The sequence below is a fragment of the Auraticoccus monumenti genome (genome assembly GCF_900101785.1).
Taxonomy (GTDB): Bacteria; Actinomycetota; Actinomycetes; order Propionibacteriales; family Propionibacteriaceae; genus Auraticoccus; species Auraticoccus monumenti.
The window spans coordinates 1,427,356-1,447,808 of the sequence record NZ_LT629688.1 but is presented as its reverse complement, the minus strand read 5'-3'; the positions used below and the strand labels follow the sequence as shown (position 1 = coordinate 1,447,808).

Here is a 20,453-nt window from a genome sequence, read left to right as displayed (position 1 = left end):
GGAGGTCGACCCATCACGCCTCGGCAGCCCGGGCGGCGATGTCGCTGCGGGAGAAACCACCGGGCAGGTCGATACCGGCCACCCGGGCGTAGGCGGCCTTGCGCGCGGCGGCCAGGTCGTCCCCGGTACCGACCACGGCCAGCACCCGCCCTCCGGCGGACACGAGCCGGCCCTGGTCGTCCAGGGCGGTGCCGGCGTGGAAGACGCCGTCGCCCTCGGCACCGGTGATGGGGTCCCCGCTGCGGGGGGTGCCGGGGTAGCCCTCGGCGGCCAGGACGACCGCGACCGCGGCCCCGCTCCCCCACTCCAGCGCCGGCACGCCGGCCAGCCGCCCGGTGGCGGCGGCCAGCAGCACCGAGCCGAGCGGGGTGCGCAGCCGCGACAGCAGCGGCTGGGTCTCGGGGTCGCCGAAGCGGGCGTTGAACTCGACCACCCGGAGCCCGCGGGAGGTCAGCGCGAGCCCGGCGTAGACCAGCCCGACGAAGGGGGTGCCGCGCCGGGCCAGCTCGTCCACGGTCGGCTGCACCACCCGGTGCACCACCTCGTCCACGAGCCCGGGCGGGGCCCAGGGCAGCGGGGTGTAGGCGCCCATGCCGCCGGTGTTGGGACCGGTGTCGCCGTCACCGACGCGCTTGAAGTCCTGGGCCGGCTCGAAGGGGAGCACGGTGGTGCCGTCGGTGATGGCGAAGAGGCTGACCTCGGGCCCGTCCAGGTACTCCTCGACCAGCACCCGCCCGCAGCCGCGGGCGTGGGCCAGCGCGGCCTCGCGGTCGTCGGTGACGATGACGCCCTTGCCGGCCGCCAGCCCGTCGTCCTTGACCACGTAGGGGGCACCGAACTCGTCGAGGGCGGCCGCGACCTCGTCCTCGGTGGTGCAGCTGCGCGAGGCCGCGGTGGGGACGCCGGCCGCAGCCATCACCTCCTTGGCGAACGCCTTGGAGCCCTCCAGCCGGGCGGCCTCGCGGCCGGGGCCGAAGCAGGGGATGCCGCGCTCGCGGACCGCGTCGGCCACGCCGGCCACCAGCGGCGCCTCGGGACCGACGACGACCAGCTGGACGCCGAGCCGCTCGGCCAGGTCCGCGACCGCGGTGCCGTCCTGGGCGTCCACCGGGTGGTTGGTGCCGAGCGTCGCGGTGCCGGGGTTGCCGGGGGCGACGTGGACGTCGGTGACGCCGGGGTCGCGCGAGAGGGCCCAGGCCAGCGCGTGCTCGCGCCCGCCGCCGCCGATCACCAGGACGCTGCCGACGCTCGGGTCAGGGGTGCTCGTGGTCACGTCCGCAGACCCTATCCGCCCGGAGGACGGCCTCAGAGCAGGTCGTGTCGCATGATCGACTGCTCGCGGCCCGGGCCGACACCGATCCCGGAGATGCGGGCACCGCTGATCTCCTCCAGCCGGAGCACGTAGGCCTGGGTGGCCGCGGGAAGCTCCTCGAAGGTGCGGCAGCCGGAGATGTCCTCGGTCCAGCCGTCCAGGTACTCGTAGACCGGGGTGGCGTGGTGGAAGTCGCTCTGCGAGGCCGGGTAGCGGTCGTGGCGGACGCCGTCGATGTCGTAGGCCACGCAGACCGGGATCTTCTCCCAGCCGCCCAGGATGTCGAGCTTGGTCAGGAAGATGTCGGTGAAGGCGTTGGACCTCGCCGCCGCCCCGACCACCAGCGCGTCGTACCAGCCGCAGCGGCGGGGACGTCCGGTGGTGGCCCCGAACTCGGCGCCGACGGTGCGCAGCCGCTCGCCGTCCTCGTCGTGCAGCTCGGTCGGGAACGGGCCGGACCCCACCCGGGTGGTGTAGGCCTTGACGACCCCGACCACCCGGTCGATGCGGGTGGGTCCCACGCCGGTGCCGACGCAGGCGCCGGCGGCCACCGGGTTGGAGGAGGTGACGTAGGGGTAGGTGCCGTGGTCGACGTCGAGGTGGTGGGCCTGGGCCCCCTCGAAGAGGACCACCTCGCCCGCGTCCAGCGCGTCGTTGAGCAGGTGGGAGGTGTCCACCACGTGCGGGCGGAGCCGCTCGGCGAAGGAGAGCAGGTGCTCGATCACCTGGGCGGGGTCGACCGCGCGCCGGTTGTAGACCTTGACCAGCAGCTGGTTCTTCTGGTCCAGCGCCGCCTCGACCTTCTTGGTCAGGATCGACTCGTCGAACAGGTCCTGGACCCGGATGCCGATCCGGTTGACCTTGTCCGAGTACGCCGGGCCGACGCCACGACCGGTGGTACCGATCCGGGCCTTCCCCAGGAACCGCTCGGTCAGCTTGTCCAGGGTCTGGTGGTAGGTCGTGATGACGTGGGCGGCGGAGGAGATCTTCGGGTGCTGGACGTCCGCGCCGCGGGCCTCGAGGGCCTCCAGCTCGGAGTACAGGACGTCCAGGTCGATCACCACGCCGTTGCCCAGGACGGGGACGGCGCCGGGGTTGAGGATGCCGGAGGGGAGCAGGTGCAGGACGTACTTCTCGCCCCCGACCACGATGGTGTGCCCGGCGTTGTTGCCGCCGGAGTAGCGGACGCAGTAGTCGATCCGCTCACCGAGCTGGTCGGTGGCCTTCCCCTTGCCCTCGTCACCCCACTGGGCGCCCATCACGACGATGCCAGGCATGCTGTCCTCCCACCGAGGGCACACGCCCCCGTGCACAGACGAAGCCCTCGACATCGCGTCGCGGGCTCTTACCGCCCAACCCTAGCCGATGCCGTGCCGGGGGGTCAGGACGGCGGCGTGACCCCGTGGCGGAGGGCGCGCGAGGCGAGGCGGGCCGCGTCGTGGGCCGGCATCACGCCACGGACGACCAGGTCGGCGCCGCAGTAGAGGACGGAGTAGTAGATCCCCAGCAGCCAGTCCGCCGGCAGCCACGAGGAGCTGCTGGTCAGCGACCAGCTCTACGCCGACCTCATCGCGGCCCTGCGGATCGGCCCGGTCGCCGTCGGGTGAGGCGCGCGGTCAGCCGCCCTGGAGGGGACGCGCGGCGCTGAGCTCGGCGTAGCCGGTCTCGGAGGAGTCGCGCAGGAACTGGGCGCAGCGCTCGAACTCCGCCGTGTCATCGATCCGCTGGGCCGCCACGGTGAGGGCCCACAGGGCGCGGAGGAAGCCCCGGTTGGGCTCGTGTTCCCACGGCACCGGCCCCGAGCCCTTCCAGCCGGCGCGGCGCAGCGCGTCCAGCCCGCGGTGGTAGCCGGTCCGGGCGTAGGCGTAGGCGGCGACGTCGGCGTCGGGGGTGCCCGCGTTCAGCGCGCCCTCGGCCAGCAGGGCCCAGCACAGCGACGACTCGGGGTGCGCCCGCAGGACGTCCCCGAAGGCCTCCGGACCGCGCTCGGCCAGGTCCGCCGCGGCGGGGTCCTCGGGCAGGTGGGTCCTCGGGGCGGCGTCGGCCAGCAGGTTGCGGTGGATATCGCTCACGCCCCCATCCTGCCAGCCCGCGCCGATCGCGGCAGCCAGGCGGCTCGGGCGCCCGGACGACACCGGCCCCCGCACCGTGGAGGTGCGGGGGCCGGTGGGACGAACGGAGGGATCAGGCCTTGACGCTGGTCCCAGCCGAACGCAGGGCCTCGCAGGCCTGCACGACGCGGGCGGCCATGCCGGCCTCGGCGACCTTGCCCCAGGCGCGGGGGTCGTACTGCTTCTTGTTGCCGACCTCGCCGTCGATCTTGAGCAGGCCGTCGTAGTTCTTCAGCATGTAGTCGACCACCGGGCGCGAGAACGCGTACTGGGTGTCGGTGTCGATGTTCATCTTGATCACGCCGTAGTCGACCGCGTCGGAGATCTCCTGGGCGGTGGAGCCGGAGCCGCCGTGGAAGACCAGGTCGAAGGGGCTCTCCTTGCCCAGCTTCGCACCGACGGCGTCCTGGATCTCCTTGAGCACCTCCGGACGGAGCTTGACCGCGCCGGGCTTGTAGACCCCGTGCACGTTGCCGAAGGTGAGGGCGGTGATGTATCGGCCGCGCTCACCCGCACCGAGGGCCTCGATGGTCTTCAGGCCGTCCTCGACGGTGGTGTACAGCTTGTCGTTGATCTCGTGGGAGACGCCGTCCTCCTCGCCACCGACGACGCCGACCTCGATCTCCAGGATGATCTTGGCCCGCGAGGTGCGCTCGAGCAGCTCGGCGGCGATCTGCAGGTTCTCGTCGACCGGCACGGCCGAGCCGTCCCACATGTGGGACTGGAACAGCGGGTTCTCCCCGCGAGAGACACGCTCCTCGGAGATGGAGAGCAGCGGCCGGACGAAGGAGTCCAGCTTGTCCTTGGGGCAGTGATCGGTGTGCAGCGCGATGTTGACCGGGTAGTTCTTCGCGACCTCGTGGGCGTAGGCGGCCAGCGCGACGGAGCCCGCGACCTTGTCCTTGATCGTGGGACCGGACAGGTACTCACCACCACCGGTGGACACCTGGACGATGCCGTCCGAGCCCGCCTCGGCGAAGCCCTGGAGCGCGGCGTTCAGGGTCTGCGAGGAGCTGACGTTGATGGCGGGGTAGGCGAAGGAGTTCTGCTTCGCCCGGTCGAGCATGTCGGCGTAGACCTCGGGTGTGGCGATGGGCATGCTGCCTCTTCTCTCTGCGGCGGTCGGGTACGCCCCACAGTCTTGCAAACCCTGCGGCAGCCACGAAGCCGTCCCAGAAGTGGTAGATACCAGTGGCTCACTGGTGTCAGTCGTCCAGGCGGGTCAGGTCGATGTGGCGCTGACCGCCGGAGTAGATCCGGGTGGCCGACTCGAGCTGGGCCGGTCGGACGTCCAGGTGGTCCAGCCCGACGCTGAGGTCCTGGCCGGCGCCGCGGACGACGACCTCGGGGCCGGCGCCCAGGCGCCCGGGACCGACCAGCATGGTGTCGACCTGCGGCCAGGCCATCCGCACCCCGTGCAGCTCGACGCCGAAGCGTCCGATCACCAGCGCCGGACCGGTGCCGACGCGTCGCCGGTCGGCGACGGCGCGCCGCCAGGCCACCAGCCAGGCCACCAGCCGGACGACGCTGATGGCGGTCGCCACCCCGACCAGCACCCAGGGCTCCCAGTGCTGCTCGAACTGGTCGCGCCGCCACAGGAAGAACACCAGCGAGATGACCAGGCTGAGCACCAGGGAGACCACGCTGGAGATCATCCGCCGCTTGCGCAGCCGCACGGTCTCGTCGGCCCTGGCCGCGGTGTACTCCGCGATCAGGTGGTCGGGGGCACTGAGCATGGCCCCAGTGTCCCACCTCGCCGGAGCGGTGCGGCAGGCCTCAGGCGGTGGCCACGCCCCGGCCGGTGACGGTCACCGGCACGTTGCCCCGGACGGCCTTGGAGTACGGGCAGTTCTGGTGGGCGGCGTCGACCAGCCGCTGGGCGGTGGCGTCGTCGACGCCGGGGATCTCGGCGACGAGGTCGACGGTCAGGGCGTAGGAGGCCCCCTCCGGGCCGAGGCCGACCGACGTCCGGACCACCGAGGCGGAGGCGTCGACGCCCTCCTTCTTCGCCACCCCGGCCAGCGCGCTCTGGAAGCAGGCGCCGTAGCCGACGGCGAACAGCTGCTCGGGGTTCGTCCCGGTGCCAGGACCACCCATCTCCTTGGCCGCGGTCAGCTCGACGTCGAGCACACCGTCCTCGGAGCGGCCGTGCCCCTGACGGCCTCCGGTGATCGAGGCGTTGGCCGTGTAGACGATCTTGGTCGGTGTGTTGGTCATGTCCGGGCCAACCGGTCCCACCGGGCAGGCATTCCCGATCACGTGATCAGGAAGACGGTCAGCTGGTCGAGCTCGGGGTCTCCAGCGGTCGGATGGCCATGTGGATCCGGTAGCGGTCGGCCCGGTACCAGGAGGTCGAGAACTCGATCGGACGGTCCCCCGCGCGGGTCAGCCGCTCCTGCACCAGCAGCGGCGCCCGCTTGGTGGTGCCCAGGACGTGGGCCTGGTGGGCGTCGGCGGCCTCGGCCCGGACGGTCTGGTCGCCGGCGGTGATGATCACGTGGTAGCGGGCGGCGAAGACGTCGTAGAGGGTGTTGAGGTCGGACTCCAGCAGGCCGGGGAAGATCGAGGACGGGTAGTACCCGATCTCGTAGGCCATCGGGGTGCCGTCGGCCAGCCGCAGCCGCTCGACCCTGATCACCGCGTCCCGGGGACGGATCTGCAGCTGCTGGGCCACCTCGGCCGACGCGTCCTCCTCACGACCCTCCAGCACCTGGGTCTCCGGCACCAGGCCGCGGGCACGCATCTCGCGGGAGAACGAGGTCAGGTGCAGCCTCGAGTTCACCTGGGGGCCGGAGACGAAGGTGCCCTTGCCGTGCACCCGCTCCAGCCGTCCCGCCTCGACGAGGTCGGAGATCGCCTGGCGTACCGTCACCCGGCTCACCCCCAGCTCGGAGACCAGGCTGCGCTCGGAGGGGATCGGGTCACCGGGGCGCAGGTCGTTGGTGATGCGCTCGGACAGGATGTGGCGGACCTGCGCCCGTTTCGTCGGGGCCCGCAGCGCCGCGAGGTCGTGCACCGTCATCGAAGGGTCTCCGTCCGCTGCCGGTCCGTGGTCGAACCAGTAGATACCAGTCTAGTGGCCCGGACCACTGCCACCTGACCGCCAGCGGGTGGACCAGGCGTACATGGCGATCGCTGCCGCTGCGCCGGCGTTCAGCGAGCGCGTCGAGCCGTACTGGGTGATGGCCACCAGCCGCTCGCAGACGGCCAGCACCTCCTCGCTCAGCCCGGGACCCTCCGAGCCGAGCACCAGGCAGCAGCGCTCGGGCAGCGCCTCGGTCTCCAGCGGCACCGATCCGGGCAGGTTGTCCACGCCGACCAGGGTGTGGCCGGAGCCGTCGGCCCAGCGGCGCAGGTCCTCGGCGCCGACGTGGTGGTGCAGGTGCAGGTAGCGGTCGGTGACCATGGCGCCGCGACGGTTCCAGCGCCGCCGCCCCACGACGTGCACCCCGCCGACGTTGAAGGCGTTGGCCGTGCGGACCACCGAACCGATGTTGAAGTCGTGCTCCCAGTTCTCGATCGCCACGTGCAGCGGCGCCCGGGTCCGGTCCAGGTCCGCCACCACCGCCTCCAGCCGCCAGTAGCGGTACCGGTCGACGACGTTGCGCCGGTCTCCCTCGGTGAGGAGCTCGGGGTCCAGGCGGGGGTCGTCCGGCCAGGGACGGGGGTGCGGCCCCACCCCGGGACGCTCCGGCTCAGCCGGCTCGCTCACCGCGGGGACCGCGCTGGGGCGGCAGGGGTCACCGGCTCTGCGGAGGGGTGTACCCGCCCTGCGACGGCGGCTGCTGACCCGGGCCCTGCTGGCCGGTCGACGGCGGGACGTAGCCGCCGGGCTGGGGCTGCTGCGACCACTCCTGCTGGGGGGCCTGCTGGGGTGCCCACTGCTGGTTCGGGTCGGGCAGCCCGCCGGGCGCGGACTGCCCCGTCCCGACCTGCGGCGCGGAGGGGGCCGAGGCGGGCGGCTGCTCACCGCGGTAGGCGATCTCGCCGAAGTTGACGTCCGGCGCGCGGCGGACGGCGGGGTCGTTGACCTCGAAGTAGGTGGCCTTCTCGAACTTCGCCATGCCGGCGATGATGTTGCTCGGCACCGAGTCGACCTTGGTGTTGTAGACGCGGACGTTCGCGTTGTAGAACCGGCGGCCGGCAGCGATCCTGTCCTCGGTCTCGGCGAGCTGCTTCTGCAGCTCGAGGAAGTTCACGTTCGACTTCAGGTCGGGGTAGGCCTCGACGCTGACGATCAGGTTCCGGACGGCCCCGGAGAGCTGCTCCTCCGCCTGGGAGCGCTGCTGGGTCGGCAGCCCGGACTCGTGGCTGGCCACGGACTGCGCCTGGTTGCGCAGCCGGGTGACGTCCTCCAGCGTGTTGCGCTCGTGCGAGGCGTAGGCGCGCACGGTCTCGACCAGGTTGGGGATCAGCTCGTAGCGGCGGTTCAGCTCGACGTCGATCTGCCGCCAGGACTCCTGGATCAGGTTCCGGGACCGGATGAAGCCGTTGTACATCGACATCGCGGCGATCCCCAGGATCACCACGAGGAGGACGACGACCACGATGACGATGATCAGGGCATCCATCACAAGCTCCTCGTTCGGGACCGCCTGCCCACGGCCGGGGCTCGTGGGGACGGATCGGGGCACCGACGTCCCGGCACCGCGCTCAATGTAGCGACTCCCGGTGCCGCGGTCGGGGCCGCGCCCTCACTTGTTGGTGGTCTCCACCAGCCGGGCGAAGGCCACCGAGCGGTCCGGTGAGCGGAACAGGTCCTGGCAGGTGGTCAGCGTCATGATCGGCTCGCTGGCCTCGTCGCTGCGCTCGATCGGGTCCGGCGCTAGCACCCAGGTGTCGGTGTCGGTGACGGTGAGGTCGCGGGGCGCACCGATCAGCTCGTAGCGGAAGACCGCGTCCCGGGTCTCCACCTCCACGACGTCCCCGGCGTCGAGCTCGAGCAGCTGGCGGAACGGCTCGCCGTGGGTGACCCGGTGCCCCGCCACGGAGAAGTTGCCGACCTCACCGGGCTCGACGGCCGACTCGTACCAGCCGACCCCGCGGGTGAGGGTCTCGGGGTCGGTACCGGCGAGGATGGGCACCTCGTAGTCGGGGCCGAAGGCGGGGATGCGCAGCAGGCCGATGGCGTCGCCGGGGATGCGCACCTCCTCCGCGTCCTGGCCGGGCTCGGGCCGGGGCTCCTGCCACCGCTCCTGGAGCTGCACCCGACCTTCGTCGTAGGCCTGCTGGGAGGCGAGGTTCGTGCCGTAGAACTGCCAGCCGACCCAGCCCAGGCAGGCCAGACCGATCACCAGCAGGCCGACGCCGAAGACGGTGAGGGCGGTGTTGCGGCCGTCGGCGCGCCGTCGCTTGGCCTTCGTCATCGGGGGTCCTCCAGGGGGCGGGGGCGGGTGCGGAGCCAGCGTGACACGCCAGGCGTCCAGAGCAGCACGACGCACAGTGTGACGTAGCCGGCCGGGACCGCCACCCACGCGAGCTGGTCCAGCCGCCACCAGGCCATCCACGCGACGGCGCCGAGACCGAGGACGGTCAGGGCCACCCGCGTCCACGGCGTGCGGATGAGCACCAGGAACCCCAGCACGGTGGCGGCCAGCGGGAAGCCGAGCATCGGGAGCCACAGCCCCTGGCTGAGGGCCAGGCTGCCCCGGTTCAGGGTGTGGGCCAGGCCCGCCTCGAGCGGGTCCTGCAGGTTCAGGCTGCCCGACCCGACCCACAGCACCAGCCAGACGAAACCGACCAGGCACGCGACCTGGAGCCCGGCGGTCACGGTCAGCACGGCCGAGGCCGTCAGCGCGAACGGGCGCGGCTCCTCCAGGCCCAGCGGGGCGGCACCCGGCCGGGTCTCCTCCGAGGGCCAGACGAGCGGCTGCTGGGACGAGCGCGGCGGGGGCCCGGGGGGCGGGGCGGGGGCGTCCTGGCCGCGGGGGGTGAGGAAGTGACCGGGCTGCGGCACACCGGGTCCCGGACCGCCGGGGCCGCTCGGGCCGCTCGGGGACCAGGAGGGGCCGGGTGCGCTCACGGGGCCAAGCCTAGTGAGGTGGCCCGAGACCCTGCCCGTGCGAGCCGGACGGCCGTGCGGGGCAGGCAGGCGACGTGCCGGCGAACTATCCTGCGGCCATGTCGTCCCCCGGCTGGTTCCCCGACCCGAGCGGGCGTCCCGGGCAGCTGCGGTGGTGGGACGGGCGGGCCTGGACGACGCACCTGCGCCCGGCCGACGGTGCGAGCGGGGTCACCGGGACGACCCGACCGCCCGGGCCGGGTCCGGTGGGCCGTCCCAGGACCGGGCGGGTCCTCTTCGTCGCCGCCGCGGTGCTGGTCGCCCTGGTGGTCGTGGTGGTGCTGGTCGTGCAGCGCGCCGGTGGCGGCGGCGGGCCCGGCGGACCGGGCGGGCAGAGCACCAGCGACATCTGCGTGACCCCCGACCAGTCCCCCACCCCGCCGCCGCAGGACACCCCCGGCCGGGTCACCAGCGGCCGGGTGTCGGTCCCCGACCTCGGGTCCGGCTGGAGCCTGCAGCCGGACACCCGCGTCCCCTTCGGCCGCGGGATGATGCGCCAGCAGATGAGCGTGGACGACTCACCGCCGTGGATCGTCTCGCTCAACGTGGGCACGATGGTCTCCGGCGACGGGTTCTTCTCCCCCGAGCAGGGGGTGCACGTGGTGATGCCCTGCCTGATCGGTGAGTACTACTTCGATCAGGACGTGGAGCGCCGCGACGTCCGCGACGAGGCCCTGACCGTGGACGGCCACCCGGGCTGGGTGCTGGAGACCGAGCTGACCTTCGACATCGAGGGCCTGGACTTCACCAGCGAGCGGCTCGTGCTGGTCATCGTCGACCTCGACGACGGCACCGCCGGGGCGGTGGTGGTGGACCTGCCGGCCAGCGCCGCCGACCGCGAGCCCGAGCTCCGCGCCGCCCTGGACGACATCCAGATCTCCTGAGCCGGTCAGTCGCGGTAGAGGCCGAGCTCGCCGGCGAGGCGCTCGCGCTCGGCCAGGCGGCGACCGGCGCCCTTGGCGCTGGCGCTGGAGAGGGTGGCCAGGATGTCGATCACCAGGGCGACCACGATGGGCGAGACCTGGGGAGACTCCGGGTGCACCCGCAGCCCTCCGGGGACGCGGGCGAAGGGCTCGCCGGCTCCGCTGCGCATCACCACGGCCTCGCTGGCGTGCTCCACCAGCGGGTTCTCCTCGGAGTCGGTCAGCACCACCAGGGACCCGCCGGCCCGGACGAAGGGCAGCGCGTTGTCGATGGTGTAGCTGCGCCAGCGCCGCAGCGAGATCACGATCAGCACGTCGCTGTCGCGGACGTCGCTGAGGATGTCCAGCGGCCGGACGATCGTGCCGTCGACCAGGGTGACCTGCGCCAGCGCGGCGCTCAGCTTCGCCGCGAGCAGCGAGGCGTGGGTGAACGAGCTGGCCGCCCCGAGCACGAAGCGCCGCCGGGCCCCGGTGATGCGGGCCGCGGCGGCCTCCAGCGTGGGGTCGGCGGCCGCCCACTCCAGGCCGAGGGCGAACTCCTCGCGGTAGGCGTCCACCAGCCGGGACTTCAGCAGCGCCGACGCCCGCGGCGCCCGGGACGGCTCCTGGCCGTTCTCCCCCGGCGAGGAGCCGTCGCCCGGCGGCTCGGGCGCCTCCCGGGTCGGGGGCTCGCCCGCGCTCACGACGTCCTCCCCGGCACGGTGACCTCCAGCCTCGGGCGGTCGGTGGCCACCAGGGTGCCGGTGACGCCGAGCGGCAGCGTGGCCGCGCCGGGAGAGTGCCCGAACCCCAGCTCGGAGACCAGCGGCACCCCGAGCGGACCCAGCAGCTCCAGCGCCAGGGCACGGACCTCCTCCAGCGGGCTGCACTCGTACCAGCTGCCGAGCGCGATGCCGGCGACGCCGTCGAACCAGCGGGCGCGCAGCAGCGACTGCAGGTAGCCGTCCAGCCGGTAGGTGTCCTCGGTGACGTCCTCGAGCAGCACGATGCGACCGCGGTGGTCCAGCGGAGGGCGTCCCCGGGCACCGAGGGTCATGGCCAGCAGGCTCAGGTTGCCGCCGACCAGGGTGCCCTCGGCCCGCCCGGGCACCAGCGTCTCGGCGCCGTGGGCCGTCCAGGTGCGTGGCCCGGCGGGTCCTCGGACGGCGCGGTGGAGGTCGGCGGTCGAGACCTCGTCGTCCAGCAGCGCCCCGGTGCCGACCATCGGGGAGAACCAGCTGGGGACGCCCAGCCGCTCGCGCAGCCACTCGTGCAGGGCGGTGACGTCGGAGCTGCCGTGCAGCGGCTTCGGGGTGGCCGCGCGCATGGCGTCCACGTCCAGCAGGTCGAGCAGCCGGACCGCGCCGTAGCCGCCGCGCAGGCAGAACACCGCGTCGACGGCGGGGTCGCACCAGGCCGTCTGGAGGTCGGCGGCCCGCAGCTCGTCGGAGCCGGCGAGGTAGCCGGACCGGTCGTCGCGGGCGGTCGCGCTGGGCATCAGCACCGGCTCCAGCTCCCAGCCGCGCAGCAGCCGGACCGCGCGTCCCACCCGGTGCTCCTCCACCGGGCCGGACGGGGCGAGCAGGGCCACCCGGGCGCCCGCGGCCAGGGGTGCCAGGACGTCCTCGGCGCCGCTCACACCCGACCACCCAGCCGCGACGGGACCACGTGCAGCAGGGTGCGGGTGTAGTCGTGCTGGGGGTCCAGCAGCACCTGCTCGACCGGGCCGTCCTCGACCACCTGACCGCGGTGCATCACCAGCACCCGGTCGGCGATGTTCCAGGCCAGCCCCAGGTCGTGGGTGATCACCAGCGCACCCAGCCCCAGCTCGCGCTGCAGGTCCAGCAACAGGGCGAGGATCTCCCCGCGGACCGAGGCGTCCAGGCTGGCCACCGGCTCGTCGGCCACCAGGTAGCCGGGCTCCAGGGCCAGCGCCCCGGCGATCACCACCCGCTGCCGCTGCCCCCCGGACAGCTCCTGGGGCAACCGCCCGAACCACCGCCCGGGCGGGGTCAGCTCGGCCTTGGTCAGCGCGGCGGCCACCCGCTCCCGCTCGTCCCCGGGCAGCCGGTGGATCCGGATCCCCTCGGCCACCGCCTCGTAGACGGTGTGCTTGGGGTTGAGGGAGGCGCTCGGGTCCTGCAGCACGAACTGGACGGCGCGGCGGTAGGCCTTGAGCCCGGCCCGGGTCCGAGGCAGCGGGACGCCGCGGTGCAGCACCTGGCCGCTGGTCGGGCGCTGCAGCCCGAGGACGGTCCGGGCCAGGGTGGTCTTGCCCGAGCCTGACTGCCCGACCAGCGCCACCACCTCACCGGGGCGGCACTGCAGCGAGACGTGGTCGACCGCCCGGACCCGCTGCCCGCGGGAGCTGAAGTCCACGACCAGGTCGCGGACCTCGAGCAGCGGCTCGGTCGCGTCGTCGGCCGGGGTGCCCGGCTCGCCGGCACGGTCCCCCGCCGACGCCCGGGGCGGGCTCTCCGGGCTCCGGGGCACGCTGCCGGGGAGGCGGGAGAGGCGGAGCCGCTCGACGGCGGCCCGGCCGACCACGCGGCGCGAGTCCGGGTCGCCGATCACCGGGAAGGCGGCGGCCAGCTGACGGGTGTGCTCGTGCGCGGGTGCGCCGAGGATCTGCTGCGAGGGACCCTCCTCGACGATGCGACCACGCTGCATCACCACGATCCGCTCGCAGACCGCGGCGAGCACCGCCAGGTCGTGGCTGATCATGACCAGGGTCAGCCCGCGCTCGCGGACCAGCGCCGACAGGACGTCCAGCACCTGGGCCTGCACCACCACGTCCAGGGCGGTGGTCGGCTCGTCGGCGATGATCACCTCCGGGTCGCAGGCCAGGGCCATCGCGATCATCACCCGCTGCTTCTGCCCGCCGGAGAGCTCGTGCGGGTAGGCCCCGGCCTTCGCCGGCGGCAGGTCCACCACGGCCATCAGCTCCCGGACCCGGGCGTCGCGCCCGGCGGAGGTGGCGAACCCGGCGGAGGTGTGCAGCTCGAGCGCCTCCAGGATCTGCCGCCGGACGGTGCGCACCGGGTTGAGCGAGTGCATCGCGCCCTGGAACACGATCGAGGCCTCGGTCCAGCGGACGGTCCGCAGCCGGCCCCAGGTCATCGTGGTGACGTCCTCGCCGTCCAGCTCGATGCTGCCGCTCACCCGGGCCGAGCGCGGCAGCAGCCGCAGCACCGACATGGCCATGGTCGACTTCCCGCAGCCGGACTCACCGGCCAGCCCCACCGTGCCGCCGCGGGGCACGCGCAGCGACACCCCGTCCACGGCGACGAGCTCGCCCCCGGTGTCGTGGTCGCGGTAGGCCACGGTCAGGTCGCGCCACTCCAGCGCCGCACCGCCGGGCTCCCGGGCCGCACCGTCCGGACGTCCCTCGTCGGTGCCTGCTGCCGTGACCATCAGCGTCCCCTCAGCGTCGGGTTGAGCACCGACTCCAGCGCCCGGCCCACCAGGGTGAAGCACAGCACCACCACCACGATGGCCAGCCCCGGGGGTAGCACGAACCACCAGAAGCCGGCGGTGGCGGCGCCGGTGTCCAGCGCGCTCTTGAGCATCGAGCCCCAGGAGAACTGGGTCGGGTCACCCAGGCCGAGGAAGGACAGCGTCGACTCCGCGATCACCGCCGAGCCCACGGTCAGCGTCGTGTTGGCCAGCACCAGCGGCATCACCGCCGGCAGCACGTGGTGTCCGAGGACGTGGGCGTCACCGGCACCGAGCGCCCGGGACCGCTCGATGTAGGGCCGGGACTCGATGCTCAGGGTCTGGGAGCGGACCACCCGGGCGGTGCTGGCCCAGCTGGTCACGCCGATGGCGATCACGATCGTCCACAGCCCGCGGCTCAGCACGCTGGACAGGACGATGGCCAGCACCAGGCTGGGCACCACCAGGAAGAAGTCGATCACGCGCATGATCACCGCCTGGGAGACACCGGTGAAGTGACCGGCCGCCATGCCCGCGCAGGTGCCGATCACCATCGACACCGCGGTGGCGGCGAAGCCCACCAGCAGCGAGATGCGAGACCCCCACAGCAGCATGCCGAGGACGTCCCGGCCCGAGGGGTCGGTGCCCAGCAGGTGCGCCCCGCTGGGGGCCTCGTTGCTGCGGGCGGTGAGCTGGGTGACGTCGAGGGTGCTGATCGGGACCAGCACCGGGGCCAGCAGCGCCAGCGCGAAGACCGCGAGCAGCAGCACCGCCCCGACCAGCCCGGAGCGGGTGGCGGCGAACTCCCGCCACACCTCACCGGCCCGGGCCCGCCTCCGGGCCGACACCGCGGAGCGCCCGGAGACCGGGGCGGCGGGGGCGCTCACGAGGCCCTCAGCCGGGGGTCCAGGACGCGGTAGACCAGCTCGGCGACGAAGTTCATCCCGATCACGATCGAGGAGAAGACGACGAAGGTCCCCTGCAGCAGCGGCAGGTCCGGCGCGCTGAGGCCCTGGAAGGTGAGGTAGCCCAGCCCGGGCCAGGAGAACACCGTCTCCACCGTGACGGCGCCGCCCACCAGCCCGCCGATGGTCAGGAAGATCAGGGTGACGGTGGGCAGCAGCGCGTTGGGCACCGCGTGGCGGGTGCGGACCAGGTCCTCGCGGAGCCCCTTGGCCCGGGCGGTGGTGAGGTAGTCCGAGGTCATCTCCTCCAGCACCGAGGCCCGCATGACCATCAGGTACTGGGCGTAGACCACGGCCACCATGGTCAGCACCGGCAGCACCAGGTGGTGGGCGACGTCCAGCAGCCAGGCGAGCCCGGTGGGGTCGGTGCCGGGGGTGACCATGCCGCCGGTGGGGAACCAGCGGAGGCCGCCGGCGAAGACCAGCAGCAGGATCAGCCCGAGCCAGAAGGTGGGGACGGACCAGAAGACCAGGGCCAGCCCGGTCTGGGTCTTGTCGAACCAGCTGCCCCGCCGCCAGGCCGACTTCTGCCCCAGCCACAGCCCCAGCACGATGGAGATCAGCGCCGCGGTGCCGGTGAGCAGCAGGGTCGGGCCGAGCCGCTCGAGGATCAGCTCAGTGACCTCGCGGCGGTAGACGTAGGAGACGCCGAGGTCACCGCGGAGCAGGTCGGTGAGGTAGGAGAGGAACTGCAGCGGCAGCGGGTCGTCCAGGCCGAGCTCGGCCCGCAGCCGCTCCACCTCCTCCGCGCTGACCCGGCGTCCGCGGGTCATGTTGATCGCGGGGTCCCCGGGGAGGATCCGGAAGGCGAAGAACCCGAGCACGACCACCATGGCCAGGCTGATCAGGGCGCCGCCGCCCTTGAGGGCCAGGTAGCGCGGGAGGCTGGATCCCCGCGGCTGCTCCTCCAGGACGGCGGCGGTCTCGGTGACGCTCACTCGCGCTCGTCGGCGGTGCCCCGGCGCCGGGTGGCGAACCAGATCGCCCCACCGGCTCCGGCGAGGACAGCCACCGCGATGCCCACCCAGCCGGCGGCGGGGATGCCGCCCTCGTCCTCGGCGGCGCCCTCAGCACCCTCCTCGGCGCTGACCGGCTGGGCGGTGTAGAGGCCCCAGTAGCCGTTCTGGCCGGTGATGACGCCGGTCTCCTCGGGCTGCTTGGTGAAGCCGGTGAAGCGGTCGCTGCGGTAGGCCTCCAGGGTGTCGGCGTACCAGATCGGGTTGTTCACCGAGGCCTCGTAGAGCACCGAGAAGGCCTCCTTGACCAGCTCGGCGCGACGCTCGGGGTCGAGCTCGGCGTGCTGCTGGTCGAAGAGCGCGTCGAACTCGGGGCTGCACCAGTTGTTCTCGCTGGTGGCGCCGGAGCCGTCGGCGGCCGGACGCGAGTCGCAGGTGTTGATCGAGAGCTGGAAGTCGGGGTCGGGGCCGATGCCCCAGCCGGTGAAGTAGAGGTCGTAGCGGCCCAGGGTGGAGTCGTCGTTGACCTGGTTCGGGGTGACCATCATGACCTCGGTGTCGATGCCGATGTCGGCCAGCCAGGGCTGGATGAAGTCGGCCATCTGCTGGTGGGTCGGGTCGCTGTTGCGGCCCATCAGCCGGAAGCTCAGCGGCTCACCGTCCTCGTCCAGGCGGACGCCGTCCGGCCCGCGCTCGTAGCCGGCGTCGTCCAGCATCTGGTTGGCCGCGGCGGGGTCGAAGGTGACCTCCTCGGTGCCGGGGGCGAACCCGTGGAAGGTCGGGTAGACGGTCGGCATCTCGGTCTGGGCCGGCTTGCCGAGCCCCTGCAGCACGGTCTCCAGCAGCTGGTTCTTGTCGACGGCGGTGAAGATCGCCTTGCGCAGCACCGGGTCCTGCAGCGCGGGGTGGCCGTCGCCCAGCGGCTGGCCCTCGTCGTCCACGGCCCCGGGGTTGATGGCCATCGCGGTGTAGCGGCGCCCGGCCCCGGAGTTGGTGGTGATGCCCTGCTGGCCCTCCAGGGACTGGAACTGGGCCGGGGTCAGGCCGCTGACCACGTCGACCTCACCGGTGCGCAGACCCTGCACGGCGGCGTCGCTGTTGCGGTACACGACGTAGGTCAGACCGGAGACGGCCGGCGCACCGCGCCAGAAGCTGGGGTTGGCCACCAGCTCCACGCTCTGCCCGGGCGTGTGGGACACGATGGTGAAGGGGCCCGAGCCGACAGTGTCGGTGTCGTTGGCGTACTCGACCGGGTCCTCCCCCTCCCAGACGTGCTGGGGGACGATCGGCAGCTCCGCGCCGGGGTTGGAGGCCTGGGGTGCGGTCAGCTCGATCTGCACGGTCTGCGGGTCGGGCGCGGTGATGGACTCCACGTTCTCCACCAGTCCGCCGTTGGCCGCCTGGAGCGGCTCGTTCTCCCTGATCTGCTCGAAGGTCCAGACCACGTCCTCGGCGGTCAGCGGCTCACCGTCGGACCAGACCCGGTCCTCGGGGATGGTGAAGGTCCAGCTGCGGGCGTCGGGGCTGGCGGTCCACTCCGAGGCCAGCCCCGGGACCACCTCGTTGTTGGTGCCGAAGGCCACCAGCGGCTCGTACTGGAACCGCAGGATCCCCGTGCTGGTGGCCAGGACGGCCAGGAACGGGTTCAGGGTGTCGATGTCGCTGGTCAGGGCGACCTTGATCTTGGGCCCGACCTCCTCGGCCGCCACGGGACGGTCCCCGCCGACCAGCAGACCGCCGGCGCCCAGCAGGGCGGCGGTGGCCATGGCGACGAGCCGCCGGGCGCGCGAGGGACGACGGCGGGGGGAGGTGGGGTCTGGGGTCGTCATCGTTCCTCGATCCGGAGGGGCCAGGGGTGCTTCCCGAACCTCCCAGCCGCTCCGGCCGGTGTCAACGGGTAGACCGACATACGTGACACATCCTTAACATGGCGCGCCGTCAGCAATCCTGGTGCTGGCCAGTGGCCGTCCAGTGCGAGAGGGTGGTGCCCGACATGTGTTCCGCAACTCAGGGTGCTCACCCCGCCGTCGACGTGGTGGAGCTGCTCCGGACCCTGATCCGCCACGACACCACCAACCGCGCCCCCGGGGACGCGGAGGGCGAGCTGGCGGCAGCCCGCTGGGTCGAGGGGCTGCTCCGCGGGGCCGGGTTCGAGCCGGTGCTGCTGGCCCGGGCCGACGCCCCGCACCGGGCCAACGTGGTCGTCCGGGTACCCGGACTGGACCGCTCGCTGCCGGGGCTGCTGGTGCACGCCCACCTCGACGTGGTGCCGGCCGAGCCCGGGCAGTGGACCGTCCCCCCGTTCGCCGGGGAGCTGCGCGACGGCTGGGTCTGGGGTCGGGGTGCGGTGGACATGAAGGACATGTGCGCGATGACGCTGGCGGTGCTGCTGGACTGGGCGGCGACCGGTCGCCGTCCGCGGCGGGACGTGGTGGTCGCCTTCGTCGCCGACGAGGAGACCGACGGCAGCTACGGCGCCCAGTGGCTGGTGGACGCCCACCGCGAGCTGTTCGAGGGCGTCGACGCCGCGATCGGGGAGTCCGGCGGCTCGATCGAGGAGCTGCGCCACGTCGACGGCCGGTCGGTGCTGCTGAGCCGGGTCTCGGCCGGGGAGCGCGGCACCCTGCACCTGCGGCTGACGGCCAGCGGGACGTCCGGGCACGGCTCCCGACCTCACGACGACAACCCGGTGCTGGCCCTGGTGGACGCGCTGCACCGGATCGGGCACCACCGCTGGCCGCTGAACCTCTCGGACCTGGTCCGCAGCCAGCTGCAGGGCACCGCGGACGCCCTCGGCCACGTGGTCGACCTCTCCGACGACGCCGGGGTGGAGGCCGCGCTGGAGACGCTGGGCGAGGCGGCCGAGGTGGCCCACTTCACGGTGCGGGCCTCGACCACCCCGACGGTGGTGCGGGCCGGCTACAAGGTCAACGTGATCCCCGGCGAGGCGGTGGCGGAGGTGGACGTCCGCTGCCCGCCGGGCTGCACCGAGGAGCTGCTCGCCGCCCTGCCCGCCCTGGTCGGGGACCGGGTGCGGATGGAGCACACCGTGCTCAACCCTCCGGTCGAGGCACCGGTGGACAGCCCCTGGTTCGCCGCCCTCCGCGACGCCGTCGAGTCCGAGGTACCCGGTGCGGTGGTGGTGCCGCGCTGCCTCGGCGGCGGCACCGACGCCAAGGCCTTCAGCACCCTGGGCATCGCCTGCTACGGGTTCGCCCCGCTGTCGCTGGACCCCGACGGCCGCCGGCCGGGCGGCATGCACGGGGTGGACGAGCGGGTCCCGGTGGCCTCGCTGCGCGGCGGTCTGCGGATCCTGACCCGCTTCCTCGACACCGTCTGACCCACCGCCCCGGAACCGTCAGCGCCCGGCCGGCGACTCCCGCGGCGTGCGCCGGCCGACAGCCGAGCTCAGGTGGCTGACGGCCTGCTCCACGTCGGCCACCACGCTCACCCGACCGCCGTCACCGGGGTCGGGATCCGGCATCATCGACTCCGGGTCGACCAGGTAGACCTCGTGACCGTCCAGGGTCAGCCGACGCACGACCTCCAGCAGCACCCGCCGGGACACGTCGTCGATCGAGGACACCAGCGTGAGGTCCAGGACCACCCCGACCTCCCCCGGTGCGGTGCTCACGGTCTCCCGGACGACCCGCTCGGCGGCGGGGAAGCCGATCCCACCCTGCAGCCGCAGCACCCGGATCGCGTCCGCCCCGGTCCCGACCACCCGGTTGGAGCGCACCACCGACAGCGCAGCGGCGGGGGCGTTCATCACGTGTAGGCCCATGTCGGAGGAGAACCGCTCGAACAGCGACACCCCACGGACGCTGTTGCCGTGACGGTCCAGGCGCGGGGAGAAGGTGGCCATGCCCAGCTGGCCCGGCAGGGCTCCGATCAGCCCACCGGCCACGCCGCTCTTCGCCGGGATGCCGACCTGCGTCGCCCAGTCACCGGCCGCGTCGTACATGCCGCAGGTGGACATCACGCTGAGCACCTGGCGCACCACCGGGGCCGGCACCACCTGCTCCCCCGTCAGGGGGTTGACCCCACGGTTGGCCAACGTGGCCGCCATCATGGCCAGGTCCCGGGTGCTGACGAGCACCGAGCACTGCCGGGTGTAGCCCCGCACGACGGCCACCGGGTCCTCGGTGAGGACGTCGTGGCTGCGGAGCATGTGGGCGATGGCGAGGTTGCGGTGCGCGTGCTCCAGCTCCGAGGCGCAGACCGCCTCGTCGACGGCCAGGCGTCGACCGGCGAAGGCGGACAGGCCGTCGACCACGCGCTCGGTGCGCTCCTCCGCTCCCAGGGTCTCCGCGCCGGCCAGCGAGTGGGTGGTGATCGCGCCGGCGTTGATCATGGGGTTCAGGGGTCGGCCGGTGTCGCGCTCGAGGGAGACCTCGTTGAACGCCTCCCCCGACGGCTCGACACCGACCTTGGCCAGCACGGGGTCGAAGCCGCGGTCGGCCAGCGCCAACGCGTAGGCGAACGGCTTCGAGATCGACTGGATGGTGAACTCGGTCCCGGTGTCGCCGGCCCCGTACACCACCCCGTCCACGGTGGCGAAGGCCGTGCCGAGCCGCTCCGGGTCCGCGGCGGCGAGCTCGGGGATGTAGTCGGCCAGCGCCCCTGACGTGTCCGCCGCGACGTCGCCGAGCACGTCGACCAGGTAGTCGGGGATCATCGAGCGCATCGGTCCTCCTGCGTGCTGGTGCCG

At 73.1% G+C, this 20,453-nt stretch carries 20 protein-coding genes; 2 read left to right on the top strand and 18 right to left on the bottom strand.

The window, feature by feature from the left end:
* Positions 1–13: 13 nt before the first annotated feature.
* From purD to BLT52_RS06560, 11 genes are all read right to left on the bottom strand, one after another.
* Entirely contained in the window at positions 14–1,273 is a 1,260-nt protein-coding gene (gene purD / locus BLT52_RS06610; protein WP_090591766.1) for a phosphoribosylamine--glycine ligase, read from the bottom strand.
* A 32-nt stretch (positions 1,274–1,305) separates the two neighbouring features.
* A complete protein-coding gene (locus tag BLT52_RS06605; protein WP_090591764.1) occupies positions 1,306–2,589 on the bottom strand; it encodes an adenylosuccinate synthase in 1,284 nt (427 codons plus the stop codon).
* 339 nt (positions 2,590–2,928) lie between these two features.
* Positions 2,929–3,384, bottom strand: a complete 456-nt coding sequence (locus tag BLT52_RS06600; RefSeq protein WP_172803999.1) for a DUF3151 domain-containing protein — start codon at positions 3,382–3,384, stop codon at positions 2,929–2,931.
* Positions 3,385–3,496: 112 nt separating this feature from the next.
* Positions 3,497–4,522: a class II fructose-bisphosphate aldolase gene (gene fbaA / locus BLT52_RS06595; RefSeq protein ID WP_090591762.1), complete on the bottom strand. Its 1,026-nt coding sequence runs from the start codon at positions 4,520–4,522 to the stop codon at positions 3,497–3,499.
* Positions 4,523–4,628: 106 nt separating this feature from the next.
* Entirely contained in the window at positions 4,629–5,159 is a 531-nt protein-coding gene (locus tag BLT52_RS06590) for a hypothetical protein (protein WP_090591759.1), read from the bottom strand.
* A 40-nt stretch (positions 5,160–5,199) separates the two neighbouring features.
* Positions 5,200–5,640 carry an organic hydroperoxide resistance protein gene (locus BLT52_RS06585; RefSeq protein WP_090591758.1) on the bottom strand — a complete coding sequence of 147 codons (441 nt, stop codon included), beginning with the start codon at positions 5,638–5,640 and terminating at the stop codon, positions 5,200–5,202.
* Between the two features lie 58 nt (positions 5,641–5,698).
* A complete protein-coding gene (locus tag BLT52_RS06580; RefSeq protein WP_090591756.1) occupies positions 5,699–6,445 on the bottom strand; it encodes a GntR family transcriptional regulator in 747 nt (248 codons plus the stop codon).
* A 51-nt stretch (positions 6,446–6,496) separates the two neighbouring features.
* Positions 6,497–7,135, bottom strand: coding sequence for a TrmH family RNA methyltransferase (locus tag BLT52_RS06575; protein WP_090591754.1), 639 nt, complete (start codon positions 7,133–7,135; stop codon positions 6,497–6,499).
* Positions 7,136–7,163: 28 nt separating this feature from the next.
* A complete protein-coding gene (locus tag BLT52_RS06570) occupies positions 7,164–7,994 on the bottom strand; it encodes a LemA family protein (RefSeq protein WP_090591752.1) in 831 nt (276 codons plus the stop codon).
* 123 nt (positions 7,995–8,117) lie between these two features.
* Positions 8,118–8,789, bottom strand: a complete 672-nt coding sequence (locus BLT52_RS06565) for a class E sortase (protein WP_090591750.1) — start codon at positions 8,787–8,789, stop codon at positions 8,118–8,120.
* Positions 8,786–9,445 (bottom strand): hypothetical protein, encoded by a 660-nt coding sequence (locus BLT52_RS06560; protein WP_157677009.1) that lies wholly within the window; start codon positions 9,443–9,445, stop codon positions 8,786–8,788. The genes BLT52_RS06565 and BLT52_RS06560 overlap by 4 nt, the downstream gene beginning before the upstream one ends.
* A 98-nt stretch (positions 9,446–9,543) precedes the next feature.
* Here BLT52_RS06560 and BLT52_RS06555 point away from each other — a divergent pair, with 98 nt between their 5' ends.
* Entirely contained in the window at positions 9,544–10,368 is an 825-nt protein-coding gene (locus tag BLT52_RS06555; RefSeq protein WP_090591747.1) for a DUF2510 domain-containing protein, read from the top strand.
* Positions 10,369–10,373: 5 nt separating this feature from the next.
* Here the strand turns inward: BLT52_RS06555 and BLT52_RS06550 are convergent, their stop codons facing one another.
* The 6 genes from BLT52_RS06550 to BLT52_RS06525 are packed head-to-tail and all read right to left on the bottom strand — an operon-like array spanning position 10,374 to position 17,571.
* Complete coding sequence (locus tag BLT52_RS06550) at positions 10,374–11,090, bottom strand: SIS domain-containing protein (protein WP_090591746.1); 717 nt, start codon at positions 11,088–11,090, stop codon at positions 10,374–10,376.
* Entirely contained in the window at positions 11,087–12,025 is a 939-nt protein-coding gene (locus BLT52_RS06545) for a S66 peptidase family protein (RefSeq protein ID WP_090591743.1), read from the bottom strand. Before BLT52_RS06545 ends, BLT52_RS06550 begins: the two co-directional genes overlap by 4 nt.
* Positions 12,022–13,800, bottom strand: a complete 1,779-nt coding sequence (locus BLT52_RS06540) for a dipeptide ABC transporter ATP-binding protein (protein WP_090591742.1) — start codon at positions 13,798–13,800, stop codon at positions 12,022–12,024. Before BLT52_RS06540 ends, BLT52_RS06545 begins: the two co-directional genes overlap by 4 nt.
* Entirely contained in the window at positions 13,800–14,708 is a 909-nt protein-coding gene (locus BLT52_RS06535; protein WP_231946533.1) for an ABC transporter permease, read from the bottom strand. The genes BLT52_RS06540 and BLT52_RS06535 overlap by 1 nt, the downstream gene beginning before the upstream one ends.
* Positions 14,705–15,724 carry an ABC transporter permease gene (locus BLT52_RS06530; protein ID WP_231946532.1) on the bottom strand — a complete coding sequence of 340 codons (1,020 nt, stop codon included), beginning with the start codon at positions 15,722–15,724 and terminating at the stop codon, positions 14,705–14,707. Before BLT52_RS06530 ends, BLT52_RS06535 begins: the two co-directional genes overlap by 4 nt.
* Positions 15,721–17,571 carry an ABC transporter substrate-binding protein gene (locus tag BLT52_RS06525; protein ID WP_090591740.1) on the bottom strand — a complete coding sequence of 617 codons (1,851 nt, stop codon included), beginning with the start codon at positions 17,569–17,571 and terminating at the stop codon, positions 15,721–15,723. Before BLT52_RS06525 ends, BLT52_RS06530 begins: the two co-directional genes overlap by 4 nt.
* 164 nt (positions 17,572–17,735) lie before the next feature.
* Between BLT52_RS06525 and BLT52_RS06520 the strand changes: the two genes are divergently transcribed.
* Positions 17,736–19,082 (top strand): M20/M25/M40 family metallo-hydrolase, encoded by a 1,347-nt coding sequence (locus tag BLT52_RS06520; RefSeq protein WP_090596388.1) that lies wholly within the window; start codon positions 17,736–17,738, stop codon positions 19,080–19,082.
* A gap of 18 nt (positions 19,083–19,100) precedes the next feature.
* Here BLT52_RS06520 and BLT52_RS06515 read toward each other — a convergent pair whose 3' ends face one another.
* Positions 19,101–20,429 carry a glutaminase gene (locus BLT52_RS06515; protein ID WP_090591739.1) on the bottom strand — a complete coding sequence of 443 codons (1,329 nt, stop codon included), beginning with the start codon at positions 20,427–20,429 and terminating at the stop codon, positions 19,101–19,103.
* Between the last annotated feature and the right edge of the window lie 24 nt (positions 20,430–20,453).

Coding starts and splice junctions, on each gene's coding strand:
- BLT52_RS06605 (WP_090591764.1), bottom strand. CDS start 2,589: ATGCCTGGCATCGTCGTGATGGGCGCCCAGTGGGGTGACGAGGGCAAG.
- fbaA (WP_090591762.1), bottom strand. CDS start 4,522: ATGCCCATCGCCACACCCGAGGTCTACGCCGACATGCTCGACCGGGCG.
- BLT52_RS06590 (WP_090591759.1), bottom strand. CDS start 5,159: ATGCTCAGTGCCCCCGACCACCTGATCGCGGAGTACACCGCGGCCAGG.
- BLT52_RS06585 (WP_090591758.1), bottom strand. CDS start 5,640: ATGACCAACACACCGACCAAGATCGTCTACACGGCCAACGCCTCGATC.
- BLT52_RS06580 (WP_090591756.1), bottom strand. CDS start 6,445: ATGACGGTGCACGACCTCGCGGCGCTGCGGGCCCCGACGAAACGGGCG.
- BLT52_RS06570 (WP_090591752.1), bottom strand. CDS start 7,994: ATGGATGCCCTGATCATCGTCATCGTGGTCGTCGTCCTCCTCGTGGTG.
- BLT52_RS06565 (WP_090591750.1), bottom strand. CDS start 8,789: ATGACGAAGGCCAAGCGACGGCGCGCCGACGGCCGCAACACCGCCCTC.
- BLT52_RS06555 (WP_090591747.1), top strand. CDS start 9,544: ATGTCGTCCCCCGGCTGGTTCCCCGACCCGAGCGGGCGTCCCGGGCAG.
- BLT52_RS06540 (WP_090591742.1), bottom strand. CDS start 13,800: ATGGTCACGGCAGCAGGCACCGACGAGGGACGTCCGGACGGTGCGGCC.
- BLT52_RS06525 (WP_090591740.1), bottom strand. CDS start 17,571: ATGACGACCCCAGACCCCACCTCCCCCCGCCGTCGTCCCTCGCGCGCC.
- BLT52_RS06520 (WP_090596388.1), top strand. CDS start 17,736: ATGTGTTCCGCAACTCAGGGTGCTCACCCCGCCGTCGACGTGGTGGAG.
- BLT52_RS06515 (WP_090591739.1), bottom strand. CDS start 20,429: ATGCGCTCGATGATCCCCGACTACCTGGTCGACGTGCTCGGCGACGTC.